The following is a 16050-nucleotide window of genomic DNA, read 5'->3' on the forward strand; positions in this document are numbered from 1 at the left end:
GACGGGCACGGGAGGTGCCATCGGAGTCATCGGCGGGACCGGAACGCGTCACGCGTCAATCCTGCCGCACCGGGGCGTCCCGATGCGCCGGTTTGCCCAGCCGACGTGAGCTGGGCCGCCAGCTCCCCCGATCGAGGGATACGCACGTCCCCGGTTCGCCCTCGCCCGGCTGCGAGGATCGACCGATGCGCGACCGGCGATGGGCCGTCCTGGCTGTGCTGTGCGCCAGCCTGCTGTTGGTGGCCATGGACGCCACCATCCTCAACGTCGCGCTGCCCTCGCTCATCGACGACATCCGGCCGGACGCGATCGAGCAGCTGTGGATCATCGACGTGTACGGCCTCGTGCTTGGCGGCCTGCTGGTCACGGCGGGGGCGGTCGGCGACCGGTGGGGCAGGCGCAGGCTGTTCCTCGCCGGGTTCGTGATGTTCGGCGTCGCCTCGGTGGTGGCCGCCACCGCGCACGGCCCGGTCCAGCTGATCACCGGCCGGGTGCTGCTCGGCGTCGGCGGCGCGATGGTGATGCCCTCCACGCTCTCGTTGATCCGCAACGTGTTCACCGACGAGCGCGAGCGCGGCCTCGCCATCGGCATCTGGGCGTCGGTCGCCGGGGCTGGCGCGGCGATCGGGCCGATCATCGGCGGCGTGCTGGTGCAGGCCTACGGCTGGGCCGCCGCGTTCTGGGTCAACGTGCCGGTCGTGCTGGTCACCGTGGCCGTCGGGGTCGTGCTGCTGCCCGAGTCGAAGGCGCCGGGCAGCGGGCCGCTGGACTGGTTCGGCGGCGCGCTCTCGGTGGTCGGCACGATGGTGTTCGTCTGGGGCGTGAAACACCTGGTCGGGGACGGGTTCTCGGCGCTGTCGCCGATCGCCGTGCTGGCCGGCCTCGGGCTGCTGGTGGTGTTCACCAGGCGGCAGCTGCGGCTGCCCGACCCGCTGCTGGACGTGCGACTGTTCCGCAGCAGGCCGTTCGTCGCCGCGGCCGTGGCGACCCTCGTGGCGATGATGGCGATCGGCTGCGCGCTCTACCTGCTGTCCCTGTGGCTCCAGTACGTGCAGGCGCTCAGCCCGCTCGGTGCTGGCGTGCGGATGCTGCCGGCCGCGCTGGCGACGCTGTTCTCCGCGCTGGCCACGCCGTGGCTGGTGCGCAGGATCGGCGTGCGGGCGGTGCTCGGCATCGGCCTCGGCGCGCTGGCGCTCGGCTTCGCGGTGATCGCGTTCGCGCCGACGCCGCTCGGCTATCCGGTGGTGGCGCTCACCCTGGTCAGCTTCGGGCTCGGCGACGGCCTGGCGATCACCGCGGCGGCGGCCGTGATGGTGTCGGCCGCGCCGCCGGAGCGGGCTGGCGGGGCCGCCGCCGTCGAGGAGACCTGTTACGAGCTGGGCATCGGCTTCGGCGTCGCGCTGCTCGGCAGCCTCGCGGCGCTGGCCTACCGGGGCGGTGTTGGCGGCCTCGACCTGCACGGGGACGAGCTGGCCACCGCGCGCGAGTCGATCGGCGGCGCGGCGGAGATCGCGTCCCAGCTCGGCGGCCCGGCGGGCGCGAGAGTGTTGAGCACCGCGCGCGGGGCGTTCGTCGACGCCCTGGTCACCACGTCCACGGTCTCGGCGGTGCTGGCCATCGTGGCGGTGGCGCTCACGCTGTGGCTCGTGCCGCCGGGGTTCCGGGCGACCTCCGCGCATTAGCGGCGAGCACTGACGGGCGCACCCCGACGAGTCACGCCGACGGGTCAGGCCGGCACGAACCTGACCCGGTAGAGGGTCTGCCAGTCCTTCCCGGTGACCAGGAACTCGTCGGTGCCCGGCACGGCGGCGATGCCGTTGAGCACGTCGTCGCCGGACCGGTCCGGCGGGCGCAGCGCCGTCAGGTCGGCGACCGCCGTCACGTGCCCACTGCCCGGATCGATCCGCACGATGTCGTTGCTCTGCCACACGTTCGCCCACACCGCGCCGCCGACGCACTCCAGCTCGTTGAGCCTGGTCAGCGGCTGGCCGGCGTTGGTCACGCGCACCTCGCCGACCTGCGCGAAGGTGACCGGGTCGCGGAAGGTCAGCCGGTCGGTGCCGTCGCTCATCACCAGCCGTTTGTCGTCGTGGCACAGCCCCCAGCCCTCGCCCTGGTAGCGGCTCCTGCCGACCTCGGCCAGCGTCGTCCTGTCCCGCTGGATGGCGACGCCGTCCTGCCAGGTGAGCTGCCAGATCCGGTCGCCGACGACCGTGGCGCCCTCGCCGAACAGCGGCGGCGTCAGCGGGACCCGGCGCAGCTCAAGGCCGGTGGTCGGGTCGAGCGCCCGCATCGTGGAGTGCCCGGCCAGCCCGGTGCTCTCGTAGAGCACGCCGTCGGCGATCTCCAACCCCTGGGTGAACGCGGACGTGTCGTGCGGCAGCCGTGCCAGCACCTCCGCCCGCAGCCGGGGCACACTTTCGGTTGCGTTCTGTGTAGTGGTGGTGACACCCTGTTGGACGGATTGTTGACCGGAATGTCTGGTGGAGATCAACAGAAGCAACCCGACCAGCGCCAGGGCGCCGATCGCGACGATCAACCTGGGACGCAGCCGCACACCTGAGGGTGACACGTGTGCGCGCGTCCGCGAAGTCGTGCGGCACAATTCAGGTGTGACCGCCACGCCGACGCAAGGACGCCGACCAGCCGGACAGGCCGAGGACACCGCCGGGCAGCAGCCCCAGCCGGTGCTCGCCGCTGCCGTGGACCTCGCTCGCGCAGCCGCGCAGCTGGAGGCCGGTGCGGATCGGGTCGGTGCGCACGTCGCCGTGCAGGCCGAGGACGAGGCCGCGGCAACCCATCTGTTCGAGGCAGGCCACCCCGGCTACCAGGGCTGGAACTGGGCCGTGACCGTGGCGTTCGCCGGCCCCGGCACGCAGGTGACGGTCAGCGAGGTCGTGCTGCTGCCCGGCGCGGACGCGCTGGTCGGGCCCGAGTGGGTGCCGTGGAACGAGCGGGTCCGCGCGGGCGACCTCGGCGTCGGTGACCTCATGCCGACCAGCCCGGACGACCTCAGGCTCGTCCCCGGGTACCTGGAGTCGGACGACCCCGCGATCGAGGCCGTGGCGAACGAGATCGGCCTTGGCCGGGTGCGGGTGCTGTCCCGCGAGGGCAGGCTCGACGCGGCGGACCGCTGGCACGGCGGCGACTTCGGTCCGCGCAGCGAGATGGCCCGCAGCGCCCCGGCCACCTGCGGGACCTGCGGCTTCTACACGCAGATCGCCGGCTCGCTCGGCGCGGCCTTCGGCATCTGCGCGAACGAGCTGACCCCGGCCGACGGTCACGTGGTGCACGTGGACTACGGCTGCGGCGCGCACTCCGAGGTGGAGGTCGACGCCGGTCCCGCAGTGCCCGTCGCCGACCTCGTCTACGACGACGCCCTCCTGGACGTCGAGGTGACCCCGCAGACCCGTCGCGAAGCCGTCCCCCAGGCCGCCACGTCCGCCGAGGACGCCGCATCGTCCGAGGACGCCGCGTCTTCCGAGGCGGCCGGTCAGGAATCCGCCGAGGCGGTCGCTCCGGAACTATCCGAGGCTGTCGCTCCGGAATCCACCGAGGAAGCCGCTCCGGGCGTCGAGCTGTGAACCGGGACCTTCCCGGCGCCGACCCCCTGGGGACCGGCCCGTTACGCGAGTCCGTGCTGACCGCGTGGCGTGGTTCGCCGACGCGGTTCCGCGAGGACGCCAACGCCGAGGAGGACCTGCGGCTCGGTAGCTACCGGGACCGGCTGCTGGTCGAGCTGGCCCAGAACGCGGCCGACGCGGCGATGCTCGGCGGTGTGCCCGGAACGCTCCGACTGTCCGTTGTGGACAGAGAGCTGCGCGCGGCCAACACCGGCGCGCCGCTCGACCGGGCCGGCGTCGCCGCGCTCGCGTCGCTGCGCGCCTCGGCCAAGCGGGCCGAGCAGAGCGTCGGCAAGTTCGGGGTCGGCTTCGCGGCCGTCCTCGCGGTCAGCGACGCGCCGAGGGTCGTGTCCGGCGAGAACGGCGTGGCATTCTCGGCCGAGCGCACCAGGCAGACGCTCGCCGGCCTGCCCGAGATCGCCGACCAGTTCGCCGATCGCGGTGGGCAGGTGCCGGTGCTCCGGCTGGTCTGGCCGGTCGAGCTGACCGAGGATCCGCCGCCGGCCGGGTTCGACACCGAGGTGCGGCTGCCGCTGCGGGCCGGGATCGACGGCGACGCGCTGCTGGCCGACTTCGCCGCGCAGGCTCCGGATCTGCTGCTCGCCCTGCCCGGGTTGAGCCAGGTCGAGGTCGGCGGGCAGCGGTGGTGGCGCGAGGAGGCGGCGGAGGACACCGTCTCGCTGCACGGCCCCGACGGTGTCACCAACTGGCTGCTCCACCGGACCTCGGGCGAACTGGCCGAGGAGGTCGTGCGCAAGCTCGGCGTCGAGGACCAGAAGCGTCCACAGTGGACGGTCTGCTGGGCGGTTCAGCTTCGGGGTGAGGTGCCCGTCCCGCTCGACGAGGACGTGCTGCACGCGCCGACGCCGACCGACGAGCGGTTGTCGCTGCCGGCGAGGCTGCTGGCCACGCTGCCGGTCGAGTCGTCGAGGCGGCGGCTGCTGCCGGGTCCGGCGGCCGACGCGGTGCTGGCCGAGGCGGCGCGCGCGTACCCCGACCTGCTGGCGAAGCTGCCCGAGGCGCAACGCACCGCGCTCGTCCCGTTGCCGGGCTTTCCGTTGTCCGAAGTGGACGGACGACTCCGCGAGCTGGTCCTCGCCGGCCTGCGCACCGCGCAGTGGCTGCCGCTGGCCGGCGGCGGCGAGGTCGCACCTGCGCGGGCGAAGGTCCTCGACGCGGTGTCCCCCGAGCTGGTCGACCTCCTGAAGGAGGACGTGTCGGGGCTGCTGGTGGCCGAGCTGGCCGAGCCGAGGCACAGCAAGCCGTTGGCGGCGCTGGAAGTTCCCAGGCTCGGCACGGCCGAGGTCGTCGCGATCGTCACGAACCTGCGCAACGAGCCGTCCTGGTGGCGGCGGCTGTATGCCGCGCTCGACCCGATCGCCGAGGTGGACTCGCAGGCGCGCGAGGAGCTCGGCAGCCTGCCCGTGCCGCTGTCCGACGACCGGACCGTGCTGGGGCCGAGGGGCGTGCTGCTGCCGGAGACCGACGGCGAGACGCTCGAACTGCTGTCCACAGTGGACGTTTCAGGACTGCGCATCGCGCACCCCGACGCCGTGCATCCGTTGCTGGAACGCCTTGGCGCGCGCCCGGCCGGCCCGCACGAGCTGCTCGACAGCGAGCCGCTGATGGAGGCGGTGCGCAGGTCGGTCGAGGAAGCCGAGTCTGGCGCGGCGATCGCCGATCCGGCCGACCTGGCGGACGCGGTCCTGCGCCTGGTCGACCGCGCCGGCGTGCGGCAGGGCGAGCAGCCCTGGCTGGCGGCCCTCGCGTTGCCCTCGGCCGAGGGTGACTGGCGCCGCGCGGACGAACTGGTGCTGCCGGGATCGCCGCTGCTGGACGTGTTCGATCCATCCGCGCTGGCCGAGGACGGCCCCCTGGCCGTCCTCGACGCCGACGCGGCGGCGGACTGGCCGCGTGACGTGCTGGTCGCGGTCGGTTGCCTGGACTCCTTCGCGGTGGTGGTCGACGAGACGCCGACCGACCCGGACCACGACCTGGCCGACGAGGAGGACTGGTGGGAGCACGGCGAGGAGCCGCCCACCAGGCTGGTTGGCGTCCGCGACCTGGATCTGGTCGCCGACGACCGGTGGCCGGTCGCGCTGCGGATGCTGGCGGACAACCCGGTGACCAGGCGTGCGCTGCGTGATCCCGATGGCTACTCGTCCTGGTGGCTGGCCAGGCACGCGCTCCTGGAGGGTCGCCCGCCGAGGGCGTGGCGGCTGCCGGCGGCCGAGACCGTTGCTGGCCTGTACGACGTGTTGCCGCCGGTCGGCCTCGACGAGGAGTTGCTGACCGACATCGGCGTCCGCGCCGGGTTGGTGGTGGCCGAGCCGGACGACGCCGTGGACCTGCTGGGTCGCCTGGCCGATCCGGAGCGCTCGGTGCGCGGCGGCGTGGTGCTGAGGGTGCACGCGGCGCTGGCCGAGGGCCTGCGCGAGGGTGTGTTGGAGGCCAACGAGCTGGAGCTGCCCGAGCACGTGCGCGCGCTGTCGGGCTCGGTGGTCGAGGTGGGGCCGGTCGTCGTCCTCGACTCGCCGTGGCTGCTGGGCGTGCTGCCGGCGGACCAGGTCGCGGCGGGCGAGCCGGGCCCCGGCGTGCCCGAGGCGCTGGCCGAGCTGCTGGACCTCCCGCTGGCCTCGGAGGCCGTGGTCGGCGAGCTGGTCGAGCAGGGCGAGCCGGTGTCGTGGCGGGAACTGGGCGCGGTGGCGCTGGCGTGCGAGCTGCTTGGCGTGCCGGTGCCGGACGGCGTGATCGTCGTGCACGACGAGCTGATGGTGACCAGCGCGGGCGCGAAGCACCAGGTGCCGTGGTGGGTCGACGACAACGGCCAGCCGCACGCGGAGGACTCGGCGGAGGGCCTGGCGCGGGCGTTGGCGTGGGTGACCGATCGATGGACCGATCGGCACGCGTTCGCCGCGTTGATCGCGGATCCGACGCCGGTGAACCTGCTGGGCTGATCCGGGCAGGGTTCTACGACGGGTCTTTCTGTGACGTAGCGCACAGCCTTCAACAATTCGGTCGCGTTCGAGGGTTTCCGGGCCGCTATGGAAACCTCACGGCAGACTGGAGGCGGCGTGCAGGACGACTACGACCGGTTTGTCGCCGATCGACTTGATCGGCTCCTGCGCTACGCGACCGCGATGACGTGCGACAGGCATCTGGCGCAGGACATCGTGCAGAACGTGCTGCTGCGGGCGCAGCCAAGATGGGGCCGCATCGCGGCAATGGACGCCCCGTATCTCTACGTCAAGCGCATGGTGACCAACGAGTACCTCTCGTGGTGGGGCCGCAGGGCCGCGCGCGACATCTCGTTGTCGCACAGCACGCTCGCGACGCTGGCACCGGCCGTGACCGATCATGCCGCCCAGCACGCGGAGCGGGACGCGATGCGCGGCAGGATCGCTGTGCTGCCAAGAAAACAACGAGCGGCGCTCGTTCTCCGTTACTACGAGGACAGCACCGACGCGGAGATCGCGAAGGTGCTCGGCTGCTCGGAGGGAACGGTGCGCAGCCACATCTCCCGCGCGCTGACCACGCTGCGCGCCAACGAACTCGCTCCTGTGGAGGTGCTGTGATGACCGACAACGAGATGCTCATCCGGCAAGCGATCGCCGCCGAGGCGAACGAGGCCGTCGACCCGCGCGCGGTCATGGCCGAGTTGCAGAAGGGCAAACCCCGCAAGAAGAAGTGGCCGCTCGCGCTGGTCGCGGCCGGTGTGGTCGCGGCGGCCGTCGCGGCCGTCGCGGTGACCGTGCCACACGCCACGCCGGTGACGCAGCCCGCCGCCGCCCAACCGGCCACCGAGCAGAACATCCTGCTCGTCGGCGTGGACGACAACCAGATCGCCGACTCCGTCGTGCTGGCGAACGTGAAACCGAACGGCGATACCGCGCTCGTCTCGCTGCCACGGGACATCAGGATCGACGGGGACACCAAGCTGAAGCAACTACTGGCGTCGGGCGGCATGGAGAAGCTGACGGCCGCCGTCACGACACTCACCGGACTGCACGTCGATCACTACGCCGTCGTGACGATGAAGGGTATGCAGGCGCTCGGCAACGCCGTCGGCGGCGTCGAGGTGTGCCTGAAGGCGGCGGTCATGGACTCGTTCTCGGGCGCGGACTTCCCCGCTGGCAGGCAGATGCTCTCCGGCGACCAGGCGCTGGCGTTCGTCCGACAACGGCACGGGCTGCCGAACGGCGACCTCGACCGGGTGGTGCGGCAGCAGGCGTTCCTGAAGGGCATCGCGAAGAAGGCGCTGACCAAACCCGCCAGGCTGCCCGAGGTGATCGACCTCGTGCAGAAGAACGTCCGGGTCGACGCGGGCTGGGACATGCTCGAGTTCGCCAAGCGCTTCACCGCGAGCCCTGCCGTGCGGGCGGCGACGATCCCGGTCGGTGCGACGCACGAGGGACCGACCGGCTCCGGGCTCGATGTCGATCCGCAGGCCGTGCGCGAGTTCGCGCGAACCTTCACGAGCTCGGCGGCACCGACCGGCTCGGGCACACCCGCACCCGGCGATGGGTGCATCAACTGAGGTAGCGGCCCCGCATGAGGCGACTTCCCCCGGTGCCGCGCGAGCGAGCGGCACCGGGGGAAGTCGCCGTTGCACGGTCAGAATGGCCGGCGGCCTGGAGCCGGGCACCGATGAAGATCGCGTTGCTCGGCTCGGGGATCACAGGCCCTGCTGCGCACCCCGGGACCCGCGCCGGGCCGCCGCGCGCTGCCAGCGGAACACGCCGTAGCCGATGACGCCGAGCACCCAGCCCGACAGACAGGACCACAGCCACACGTCGTCGCCTGCGCCGAAACCGAGCTTGGCCACGAGGAACGCCACGAAGGCCACGAACCACAGCGCCGTGCCGGTCATCACGATCGGCACCGGGTCGGCGAGCCGGGGCGGCAGCGGGGGCGGGGGCGGCAACGCCTTGGTGCGCTGCCCCGGGTCACCCTGCGAAGTCTCGGCCACGTCAGGCAGGCTACCCGGGCGAAACAATCATCCGGCAAGCTTCCCGCCGGACACGGCACGAAATGGGGAGATGAATGACCAGCACAGCGCCGCGCTCGGCGATCGACCGTTTCTTCCGGATCTCCGAACGGGACTCCACCCTCAGCCGAGAGCTGCGCGGCGGCCTGGTCACGTTCGTGACGATGGCCTACATCGTCGTGCTCAACCCGCTCATCCTCGGCAGCTTCTCGCCGGACGACGCCGGGGCCAAGCGCGACATCCTCGGGCACATCCTGCCGGTCTCGCAGGTCGGCGCGGTGACCGCCCTGGTCGCCGGGGTCATGACGATCCTGTTCGGGCTGATCGCGAACTACCCGTTCGCCATCGCCACCGGGCTCGGGATCAACACTCTGCTCGCCGTCACCATCGCGCCGCAGGTCAGCTGGCCGGAGGCGATGGGGCTCGTGGTCGTCGACGGGCTGGTGATCCTGGTGCTGGTGGCCACCGGGTTCCGCACGGCCGTGTTCAACGCGGTGCCCGCCGAGCTGAAGGCCGCGATCGCGGTGGGCATCGGGCTGTTCATCTGCTTCATCGGGCTCGTCGACGCCGGTTTTGTGCGGCGGCTGCCCGACGCGGCGCACACGACCGTCCCCGTCGGCCTCGGGATCGGCGGGTCCATCGCGTCGTGGCCGACGGTGGTGTTCGTGATCGGCCTGATCATCACCAGCGTGCTGGTGGCGCGGAAGGTCCGAGGGGCGATCCTGATCGGGGTGCTGGCCAGCACCGTGCTGGCCATCGTGATCGAGGCGATCGTGCACGCCGGCCCCTCCAAGGGCGTCAACCCCAAGGGCTGGAACCTCGGCTATCCGGCCCTTCCCGACAAGGTCGTCGGGCTGCCCGACCTGTCGCTGGTCGGGGACGTCTCGTTCGGCGCGTGGACCCGCCTGCCGGCGATCACGGCCGCGCTGCTGGTCTTCACGCTGGTGCTGGCGAACTTCTTCGACGCCATGGGCACCATGACCGGCCTCGGCAAGGAGGCCGGGCTGGTCGGCAAGGACGGGCAGCTACCGGGTGTCGGCAAGGCCCTGTTCGTCGAGGGGCTCGGCGCGGTCGCCGGCGGGGCGGGCTCGGCCAGCTCGAACACGGTCTTCGTGGAGTCCGCTGCCGGCATCGCGGAGGGCGCGCGGACCGGGCTGGCGAACGTGGTGACCGGCCTGCTGTTCATCGCCGCGATGTTCCTCACGCCGCTCTACCAGATCGTGCCCGTCGAGGCCGCCGCTCCCGCGCTGGTCGTCGTCGGCGCGATGATGATGAGCCAGGTCAAGGAGATCGACTTCGGTGACTTCTCGATCGCGCTGCCGGCCTTCCTGACCATCGTGGTGATGCCGTTCACCTACTCCATCGCCAACGGCATCGGCGCTGGCTTCGTTAGCTACGTCCTGATCCGGGTCTGCACCGGCCGCGCCCGAGGCGTGCACCCGCTGATGTGGATCGTCGCGGCGGCCTTCGTCGCCTACTTCGCCGTCGGTCCGATCCAGGCCGCGCTCGCGCACTGACCCGTCGACCCCGGTCCCGGCTGCGGTCCCGGCTGCGGTCCCGTCCGCGCCTGATCAGCATTCTTGAGTGGGAGGCAAGATTGTGAGGTATGCTAACTACGTGGCGGAGGATGTTTCGAGTGAGCAGGGGCTGGCGAGTCGGCTGAGGCTCGCCGTGGTCAGGCTCACCCGACGCCTGCGCGCGCAGCGCACCAACTCGACGATCTCGCTGACCCAGGTCTCGGCGCTCTCCACGCTGTTCAAGTGTGGCCCGCTGACCCCTGGCGAACTGGCATCGAAGGAAGGCGTCCAGCCGCCCTCGATGACCAGGGTGATCGCGGCGCTCGAGGAGCTGGGGTTCGCCACCCGTCGGCCGCATCCGACCGACGGACGTCAGGCGATCGTGGAGCTCACCGAGGCCGGTCAGGCCTACATCCGGGCCGAGGTCGAGGCCAGGGAGGCCTGGCTGGACCACCGGCTCGCCGAGTTGGCACCAGAGGAGCGGGACGTCCTGTCCCGCGCCGCGGAGATCATCGACAGGATGGCGGGGCAGTAACGAGTGCCGGCGTACGCGGGTGACACTGGAGCAGAACGAGTCATACCAAGCTCCTCGCTATCCCCGCCACGGCGCCGGCAAGACGAGGACGGTCCACCGGGACCGCCGGATCCGCCCGATCCCTCGGAACTCCTGACGGCGCCAGAACCTTCGGCGTCGCCGGAACCGTCCACTTCGGACGGTAAGTCGGTGAAGCGCGGTCGCACGGGGATGTTCTCGTCCCTCGGGGTGCGCAACTACCGGTTCTACTCCGCAGGGCAGGTCGTCTCGCTCATCGGGCTGTGGATGCAGCGGGTGGCCCAGGACTGGCTGGTGCTGGAGCTTTCGCACGGCAGCCCGGTCGCGCTGGGCATCGCGGCGGCCCTCCAGTTCGCGCCGACGCTGGTGTTCTCGCTGTGGGCCGGGGTGCTCGCGGACCGGATGGACAAGCGCAGACTGCTGCTCTACCTGGAGACCGGGCTCGGCCTGTGCGCGCTCGCGCTCGGCCTGCTCGACGTCACCGGCGTGGTCCAGCTCTGGCAGGTCTACCTGCTGTGCCTGCTGCTCGGCGCGGTCGCCTCCCTGGAGACCCCGATCCGTCAGTCGTTCGTGGTGGAGATGGTCGGCCGCGCCCAGCTGACGAACGCGGTCGCGCTCAACTCGATGACGTTCAACCTGGCCAGGATGATCGGCCCGGCCATCGCCGGCCTGATGATTACCGCGGTCGGCACCGGGTGGGTGTTCCTGATCAACGCGGCCTCCTTCGCCGGCGTGATCGGCGGGCTGCTGCTGATGAACCCCGAGACGCTGCACCGCAGCGAGCGGGTGCCGCGTGAGAAGGGGCAGCTGCGCGAGGGGTTGCGGTACGTGCGTGGCAGGCCCGACCTGGTGACCCTGATGGTGCTGGTCTTCTTCGTGAGCACCTTCGGGCTGAACTTCTACGTGACGCTCGCCGTGGTGGCGCGCAACGTCTTCGGCGGCCAGGCCGACGCCTACGGCTTCCTCTCCACGATGCTCGCGGTCGGCACGCTGACCGGCGCGACGCTCGCGGCCCGGCGCAGCGCGCGCGGGAAACCGAGGCTGCGGCTGCTGTTCGGCGGCGTGGTCGCGTTCGGCATCCTGGAGATGGTCGCCGGCGTGATGCCGACGCTGTGGGCGGTCGGCCTCGCGCTGATCCCGGTCGGCGCGGCGCTGATGACCTTCACCACGACCGCCAACGCGACCGTGCAGCTCGCCGTCGACCCGGCCATGCGGGGCAGGGTGATGGGCCTCTACATGCTGATGTTCCTCGGCGGCAACCCGGTCGGCGGCCCGGTGATGGGCTGGCTGGCCGAGCACTTCACCGGTCGCGCGCCGCTGGTGTTCGGCGGGGTGGTCTCGGTGCTCACCGCGCTGGTGGCCGCGCTGGTGCTGGTGCGCAGGGGAGGCGTCACACTGCCGGTGCGACCGTGGTCCCGGCTGCGGGTGCTGCGCCGCCGCTGACGTGGGCGACCCGGCCTGACGGAGCCGCCCGATCCCTGCCTGGAGGTGCTCGCGTGGTGGTCTCGTGGTGATCTCGCACGACTGGGTGCGGCTGGTCGTCGTCTGCGTGGTGTTCACGCTGGCGGCCGCCGGAATCGGGTGGGCCGGCGGGCTGTTCGGGCCGGCCCCCGTGCTGCGGGCCGCGGTGCGGGCGGCCCTCCAGCTGGCGGTGGTGTCGGTGGTGATCACGGCGGTGCTGGCCGCCCTGCCGCTCACGGCCGCCTTCCTGGCGCTGATGGCGGCGGTGGCGACCGGGACCTCGGCGGCCAGGTCGAAGACCGGCAGGCGGGGGATCTGGGTCGGGCTGGCCATCCTGGCCGGCACGGTGCCGGCCCTGGCGCTGATGCTGCTCACCGGTCTCGTGCCGCCGACGGGTCTCGCGCTGGTCCCGACGGGCGGCATCCTGGTCGGCGGCGCGATGACGGCGACCACGCTGGCGACCCGCCGCGCGCTGGACACCCTGCACGACCGGCACGGGGAATTCGAGGCCGCGCTGGCCCTTGGCTTCACCGAGCCGGTCGCGGTGCGCGAGCTGGTGCGGCCGACCGCCGCCGACGCGCTGCTGCCGGCGCTGGACCAGACCAGGACGGTCGGCATCGTGACGCTGCCGGGCGCGTTCGTCGGCATGCTGCTCGGCGGGGCCCCGGTGTGGCAGGCGGGCGCGTTGCAGCTGGTCGTGTTGCTCGCCCTGCTCGCGGTGGAGGCGGCGGCGATCGTGGTGGTGGTCGAGCTGGTCGCGCGCGGGCTGGTGCGCCGGGCTCGCGTCTGACGTGAAGTTAGGCTAACCTAAGTCTCGTTGCTTCGTGGTGGGAGCAGCCAGTCAGTTCGGGAAACAACAGCGGCGCCCCTCGGGAGACCGAGGGGCGCCGCTGTTTTCACGGCGGCTTTCGCCTGTCGGAGCATCCACCGCCGGGTCGGGGGCGGGACTACTCGGGACTACGCCGCCGTCACGAGGTCGGCAGCAGGAGGCCGTTGCGGCCGGCCCGCGCGGCCTCGAAGCGCTGGTTCACGTCGTCCCAGTTGACGACGTTCCACAGCGCGGTGATGTAGTCCGCCTTCAGGTTGCGGTACTGGAGGTAGTACGCGTGCTCCCAGATGTCGAACACCAGCAGCGGCGTGGTGGCGATCGACAGGTTGGAGTGGTGGTCCTTGAGCTGCTGGGTGATCAGGCGCTCGCCGATCGGGTCCCAGGCCAGGATCCCCCAGCCGGAGCCCTGGATCGTGCTGGCCGCCGCGCTGAGCTGCGCGCGCAGCTTGTCGAAGGAGCCGAAGTGCTCGTCGATGGCCGCGGCCAGCTCGCCGGTCGGCTTGTCGCCGCCGTTCGGGCTGAGGTTGCGCCACCAGATCTGGTGCAGCGCGTGGCCGGCCAGGTGGAACGCCAGCGTGGTCTCCAGCCCGACGATCGCGCCGAAGCTGTTGCTGTCGCGGGCCTCGTCGATCTGCTCCAGCGTGTCGTTGGCGCCCTTGACGTAGGCCGCGTGGTGCTTGCTGTGGTGCAGCTCGTTGATCTCGCCGATGATCGCCGGTTCCAGATCCGCGTAGTCGTAGTCCAGGTCCGGCAGCACGTACGGGGCCACTTTGTCTCCCTTGTCCGCGAGTTGGTTGCCACTATGTAGTAGTTGCAACTTACTGGCAACTGGTCGCCAAGATCAGCCGGATGTGGCGTGTCCGATATCGGGAGTTCGCCCGGGTTCGGCGCGGAGTCGACGTGAGTTCGACCCCGTGTTCACCTGAATTCGCCGGTGAGGTGCATCATGTCGCCATGAGCGCCGAGGAGGAGTGGCCGGTCGAACAGACCTGGCAACTGCGGAACACCCACTGGCACGCCTATGTGGAGCACACCTCGCTGGATTCCGCGTCCCCTCGGCAGGAGCGGCTGGAGCGCACCCCGGAAGAGGTGCTGACCAGCCCGACCGAGGTCGCCGCGTGGCTCGAGGTCAACCTGCGCAGCGCGACCAAGCCCGAGGAGGCCGGCAAGAAGCGCACCAAGGACGAGCGCGACTTCTCCGACTCCAACCAGGTGCACGCCTCGCTCGCGTCCAAGGGCGAGTCGATCTACACCGGGGTGCGCGGCATGCTGACGCTCGCCGTCGAGGCGGTCACGCCGACCGAGTGCCGCAACACCCACGACGGCGCCGACGTCGCCCCGCTGAAGTCCGGTCGGCGACGCTAGGACCCGCAGCCGCGTCTGGGGCCGTGCCTGAGGACAGGCGGCGGTCTTGGGCAATCGTTCTTGGCGGGCGCGCCAGTTCCTAGCCGACGGGCCAGGTGTGCACCGGCTCGCCCGTGTGCATCAGCTCCATGTAGCGCCTGAGCATGCCGACCAGCGCGCCGCCGCGGTCCGCGCCGCGCTCCTCGAGCAGCGCGACGGTCTCGCGCTGCCAGATCGACCCGGTGCGCCTGGCCAGGCAGCGCTGCTCGATCACGCCGAGGTAGCGCTCGCGCGCCGCGTCGGAGACCCCGCAGTCGCGCAGGCCCTCGTGCGCCATCGGCAGCAGCCTGCGCAGCACCAGCTCGTCCGGCGGGATCCAGCCGATGCCCGGCCAGTACAGCTGCGCGTGCATGCCGTGCCGCGCGCCGGTGTACAGGTTCTCCTCGGCGGCCTGGAAGGACATCTGCGTCCACAGTGGACGCTCCTGGGTGACCAGCGCCCGCTGCGCGCCGTAGAAGAACGCCGCGTTGGCAATGGTGTCCACCACGGTCGGGCCAGCCGGCAGCACCCGGTTCTCCACGCGCAGGTGCGGCACGCCGTCGACGACGTCGTACACCGGCCGGTTCCAGCGCCAGATCGTGCCGTTGTGCAGCCGCAGCTCGGTCAGCTTCGGTGCGCTGCCCCCGGCGAGCACCTCGGCCGGGTCCTCGTCGTCGGTCTCGGGCAGCAGCCCGGGGAAGTAGCGGACGTTCTCCTCGAACAGGTCGAAGATCGAGGTGATCCACCGCTCGCCGAACCACACGCGCGGCCGCACGCCCTGGTTCTTCAGCTCGACGGGCCTGGTGTCGGTCGCCTGGAGGAACAGTGGGATGCGGGTCTCGTGCCAGAGCGCCTTGCCGAGCAGGAACGGCGAGTTCGCGGCGAGCGCCACCTGCACGCCGGCGAGGCACTGCGCGGCGTTCCAGTGCGCGGCGAAGTCGTCGGGTTCCACCTGGAGGTGCAGCTGCACCGACGTGCACGCCGCCTCGGGCAGGATCGACTCGGCGTAGCTGCGCAGCCGTTCGACGCCGCCGCCCGGCATCGGCAGGCCCTCCATGTCCAGCACCATCTCCTCGCCGCGCGCGGCGAAGATCTGGTCGTTGAGCAGCGCGTAGCGCGGCCCGTTGGACAGCCACCGCGCGTCGAAGTGCTCGTGCCGCAGCGTGGGCAGCACCCCGATCATGACCAGGTTCGCGCCGGCGTCGTGCGCCTTCGCGTCGGCGTCGTCGAGCGAGTCGCGCAGGTCCTGTTCGAGGCCGAGCGCCTCGTCGCCCTCCAGCGGGCGGGGCGGCACGTTGATTTCCAGGTTGTGCTGGCCAAGTTCCTGGGTGAAGGACGGATCGTCGATCTTCTCCAGCACGATGTTGTTGGCCATCGCGGGACACATGGCGTCGTCGACGAGGTTGAGCTCGATCTCCAGCCCCATCTGCCTGCGGTCAAAGGAGAAGCGGTTCTCCGCGAGCATCGTGCCGAGCGCGTCCAGACACTGCTGCACCTTCTCCCGGTAACGCTGGCGATCTTCCTTGGTGAACAAGCGGCGGGAGACATCGCTTCCCATGCCGCCTCCCCTCCGGTCGACATGGCTCCGGCGGCGTAGCGAGCGCCAACCGTGACACAGCAAGGATCTCCTCGCTAGCGCCCAAATCGGTGCTCTCTGTCACATCGTAGTAACAAGGAGCGAGAAACCACTGGTTGAG

Annotated in this window: 14 protein-coding genes; 10 read left to right on the top strand and 4 right to left on the bottom strand. The window is 71.4% G+C overall.

The genetic code is table 11. The annotated features are described in order from the left end of the window. Positions 1-185: 185 nt before the first annotated feature. Complete coding sequence (locus tag F0L68_RS10835) at positions 186-1682, top strand: MFS transporter (RefSeq protein ID WP_149849380.1); 1497 nt, start codon at positions 186-188, stop codon at positions 1680-1682. 44 nt (positions 1683-1726) lie between these two features. Here F0L68_RS10835 and F0L68_RS10840 read toward each other — a convergent pair whose 3' ends face one another. Continuing rightward, positions 1727-2512, bottom strand: a complete 786-nt coding sequence (locus F0L68_RS10840) for a glutaminyl-peptide cyclotransferase (RefSeq protein WP_438672271.1) — start codon at positions 2510-2512, stop codon at positions 1727-1729. Positions 2513-2612: 100 nt separating this feature from the next. Between F0L68_RS10840 and F0L68_RS10845 the strand changes: the two genes are divergently transcribed. The 4 genes from F0L68_RS10845 (at position 2613) to F0L68_RS10860 (ending at position 8160) form a co-directional block, all read left to right on the top strand. Then, entirely contained in the window at positions 2613-3584 is a 972-nt protein-coding gene (locus F0L68_RS10845; RefSeq protein ID WP_188316502.1) for a DUF3027 domain-containing protein, read from the top strand. Next, a complete protein-coding gene (locus F0L68_RS10850) occupies positions 3581-6580 on the top strand; it encodes a sacsin N-terminal ATP-binding-like domain-containing protein (RefSeq protein ID WP_188316503.1) in 3000 nt (999 codons plus the stop codon). The genes F0L68_RS10845 and F0L68_RS10850 overlap by 4 nt, the downstream gene beginning before the upstream one ends. 117 nt (positions 6581-6697) lie before the next feature. Beyond that, positions 6698-7198, top strand: coding sequence for a SigE family RNA polymerase sigma factor (locus tag F0L68_RS10855; RefSeq protein ID WP_223198677.1), 501 nt, complete (start codon positions 6698-6700; stop codon positions 7196-7198). Next, positions 7198-8160 (top strand): LCP family protein, encoded by a 963-nt coding sequence (locus tag F0L68_RS10860; RefSeq protein ID WP_149849382.1) that lies wholly within the window; start codon positions 7198-7200, stop codon positions 8158-8160. The genes F0L68_RS10855 and F0L68_RS10860 overlap by 1 nt, the downstream gene beginning before the upstream one ends. Before the next feature lie 138 nt (positions 8161-8298). On the opposite strand, the gene F0L68_RS10865 is transcribed toward F0L68_RS10860, so the two are convergent. Next, positions 8299-8592 (bottom strand): DUF2530 domain-containing protein, encoded by a 294-nt coding sequence (locus F0L68_RS10865; RefSeq protein WP_223198678.1) that lies wholly within the window; start codon positions 8590-8592, stop codon positions 8299-8301. A 74-nt stretch (positions 8593-8666) separates the two neighbouring features. On the opposite strand from F0L68_RS10865, the gene F0L68_RS10870 reads away from it, so the two are divergent. The 4 genes from F0L68_RS10870 (at position 8667) to F0L68_RS10885 (ending at position 12931) form a co-directional block, all read left to right on the top strand. Then, positions 8667-10127, top strand: coding sequence for an NCS2 family permease (locus tag F0L68_RS10870; RefSeq protein WP_149849383.1), 1461 nt, complete (start codon positions 8667-8669; stop codon positions 10125-10127). A gap of 82 nt (positions 10128-10209) precedes the next feature. Beyond that, a complete protein-coding gene (locus tag F0L68_RS10875) occupies positions 10210-10662 on the top strand; it encodes a MarR family winged helix-turn-helix transcriptional regulator (protein WP_188316504.1) in 453 nt (150 codons plus the stop codon). Between the two features lie 210 nt (positions 10663-10872). Beyond that, positions 10873-12123 carry an MFS transporter gene (locus F0L68_RS10880; RefSeq protein ID WP_149849453.1) on the top strand — a complete coding sequence of 417 codons (1251 nt, stop codon included), beginning with the start codon at positions 10873-10875 and terminating at the stop codon, positions 12121-12123. 64 nt (positions 12124-12187) lie between these two features. Beyond that, entirely contained in the window at positions 12188-12931 is a 744-nt protein-coding gene (locus F0L68_RS10885; protein ID WP_223198679.1) for an ABC transporter permease, read from the top strand. 178 nt (positions 12932-13109) lie between these two features. Here the strand turns inward: F0L68_RS10885 and F0L68_RS10890 are convergent, their stop codons facing one another. Beyond that, positions 13110-13739 (bottom strand): superoxide dismutase, encoded by a 630-nt coding sequence (locus F0L68_RS10890; protein ID WP_149849385.1) that lies wholly within the window; start codon positions 13737-13739, stop codon positions 13110-13112. 185 nt (positions 13740-13924) lie between these two features. On the opposite strand from F0L68_RS10890, the gene F0L68_RS10895 reads away from it, so the two are divergent. Continuing rightward, a complete protein-coding gene (locus tag F0L68_RS10895) occupies positions 13925-14335 on the top strand; it encodes a hypothetical protein (RefSeq protein WP_149849386.1) in 411 nt (136 codons plus the stop codon). A gap of 79 nt (positions 14336-14414) precedes the next feature. On the opposite strand, the gene F0L68_RS10900 is transcribed toward F0L68_RS10895, so the two are convergent. Further along, positions 14415-15911 carry a glutamate-cysteine ligase family protein gene (locus F0L68_RS10900; RefSeq protein ID WP_149849387.1) on the bottom strand — a complete coding sequence of 499 codons (1497 nt, stop codon included), beginning with the start codon at positions 15909-15911 and terminating at the stop codon, positions 14415-14417. Between the last annotated feature and the right edge of the window lie 139 nt (positions 15912-16050).

It is taken from the genome of Solihabitans fulvus, from assembly GCF_008386585.1.
Lineage (GTDB): Bacteria > Actinomycetota > Actinomycetes > Mycobacteriales > Pseudonocardiaceae > Solihabitans > Solihabitans fulvus.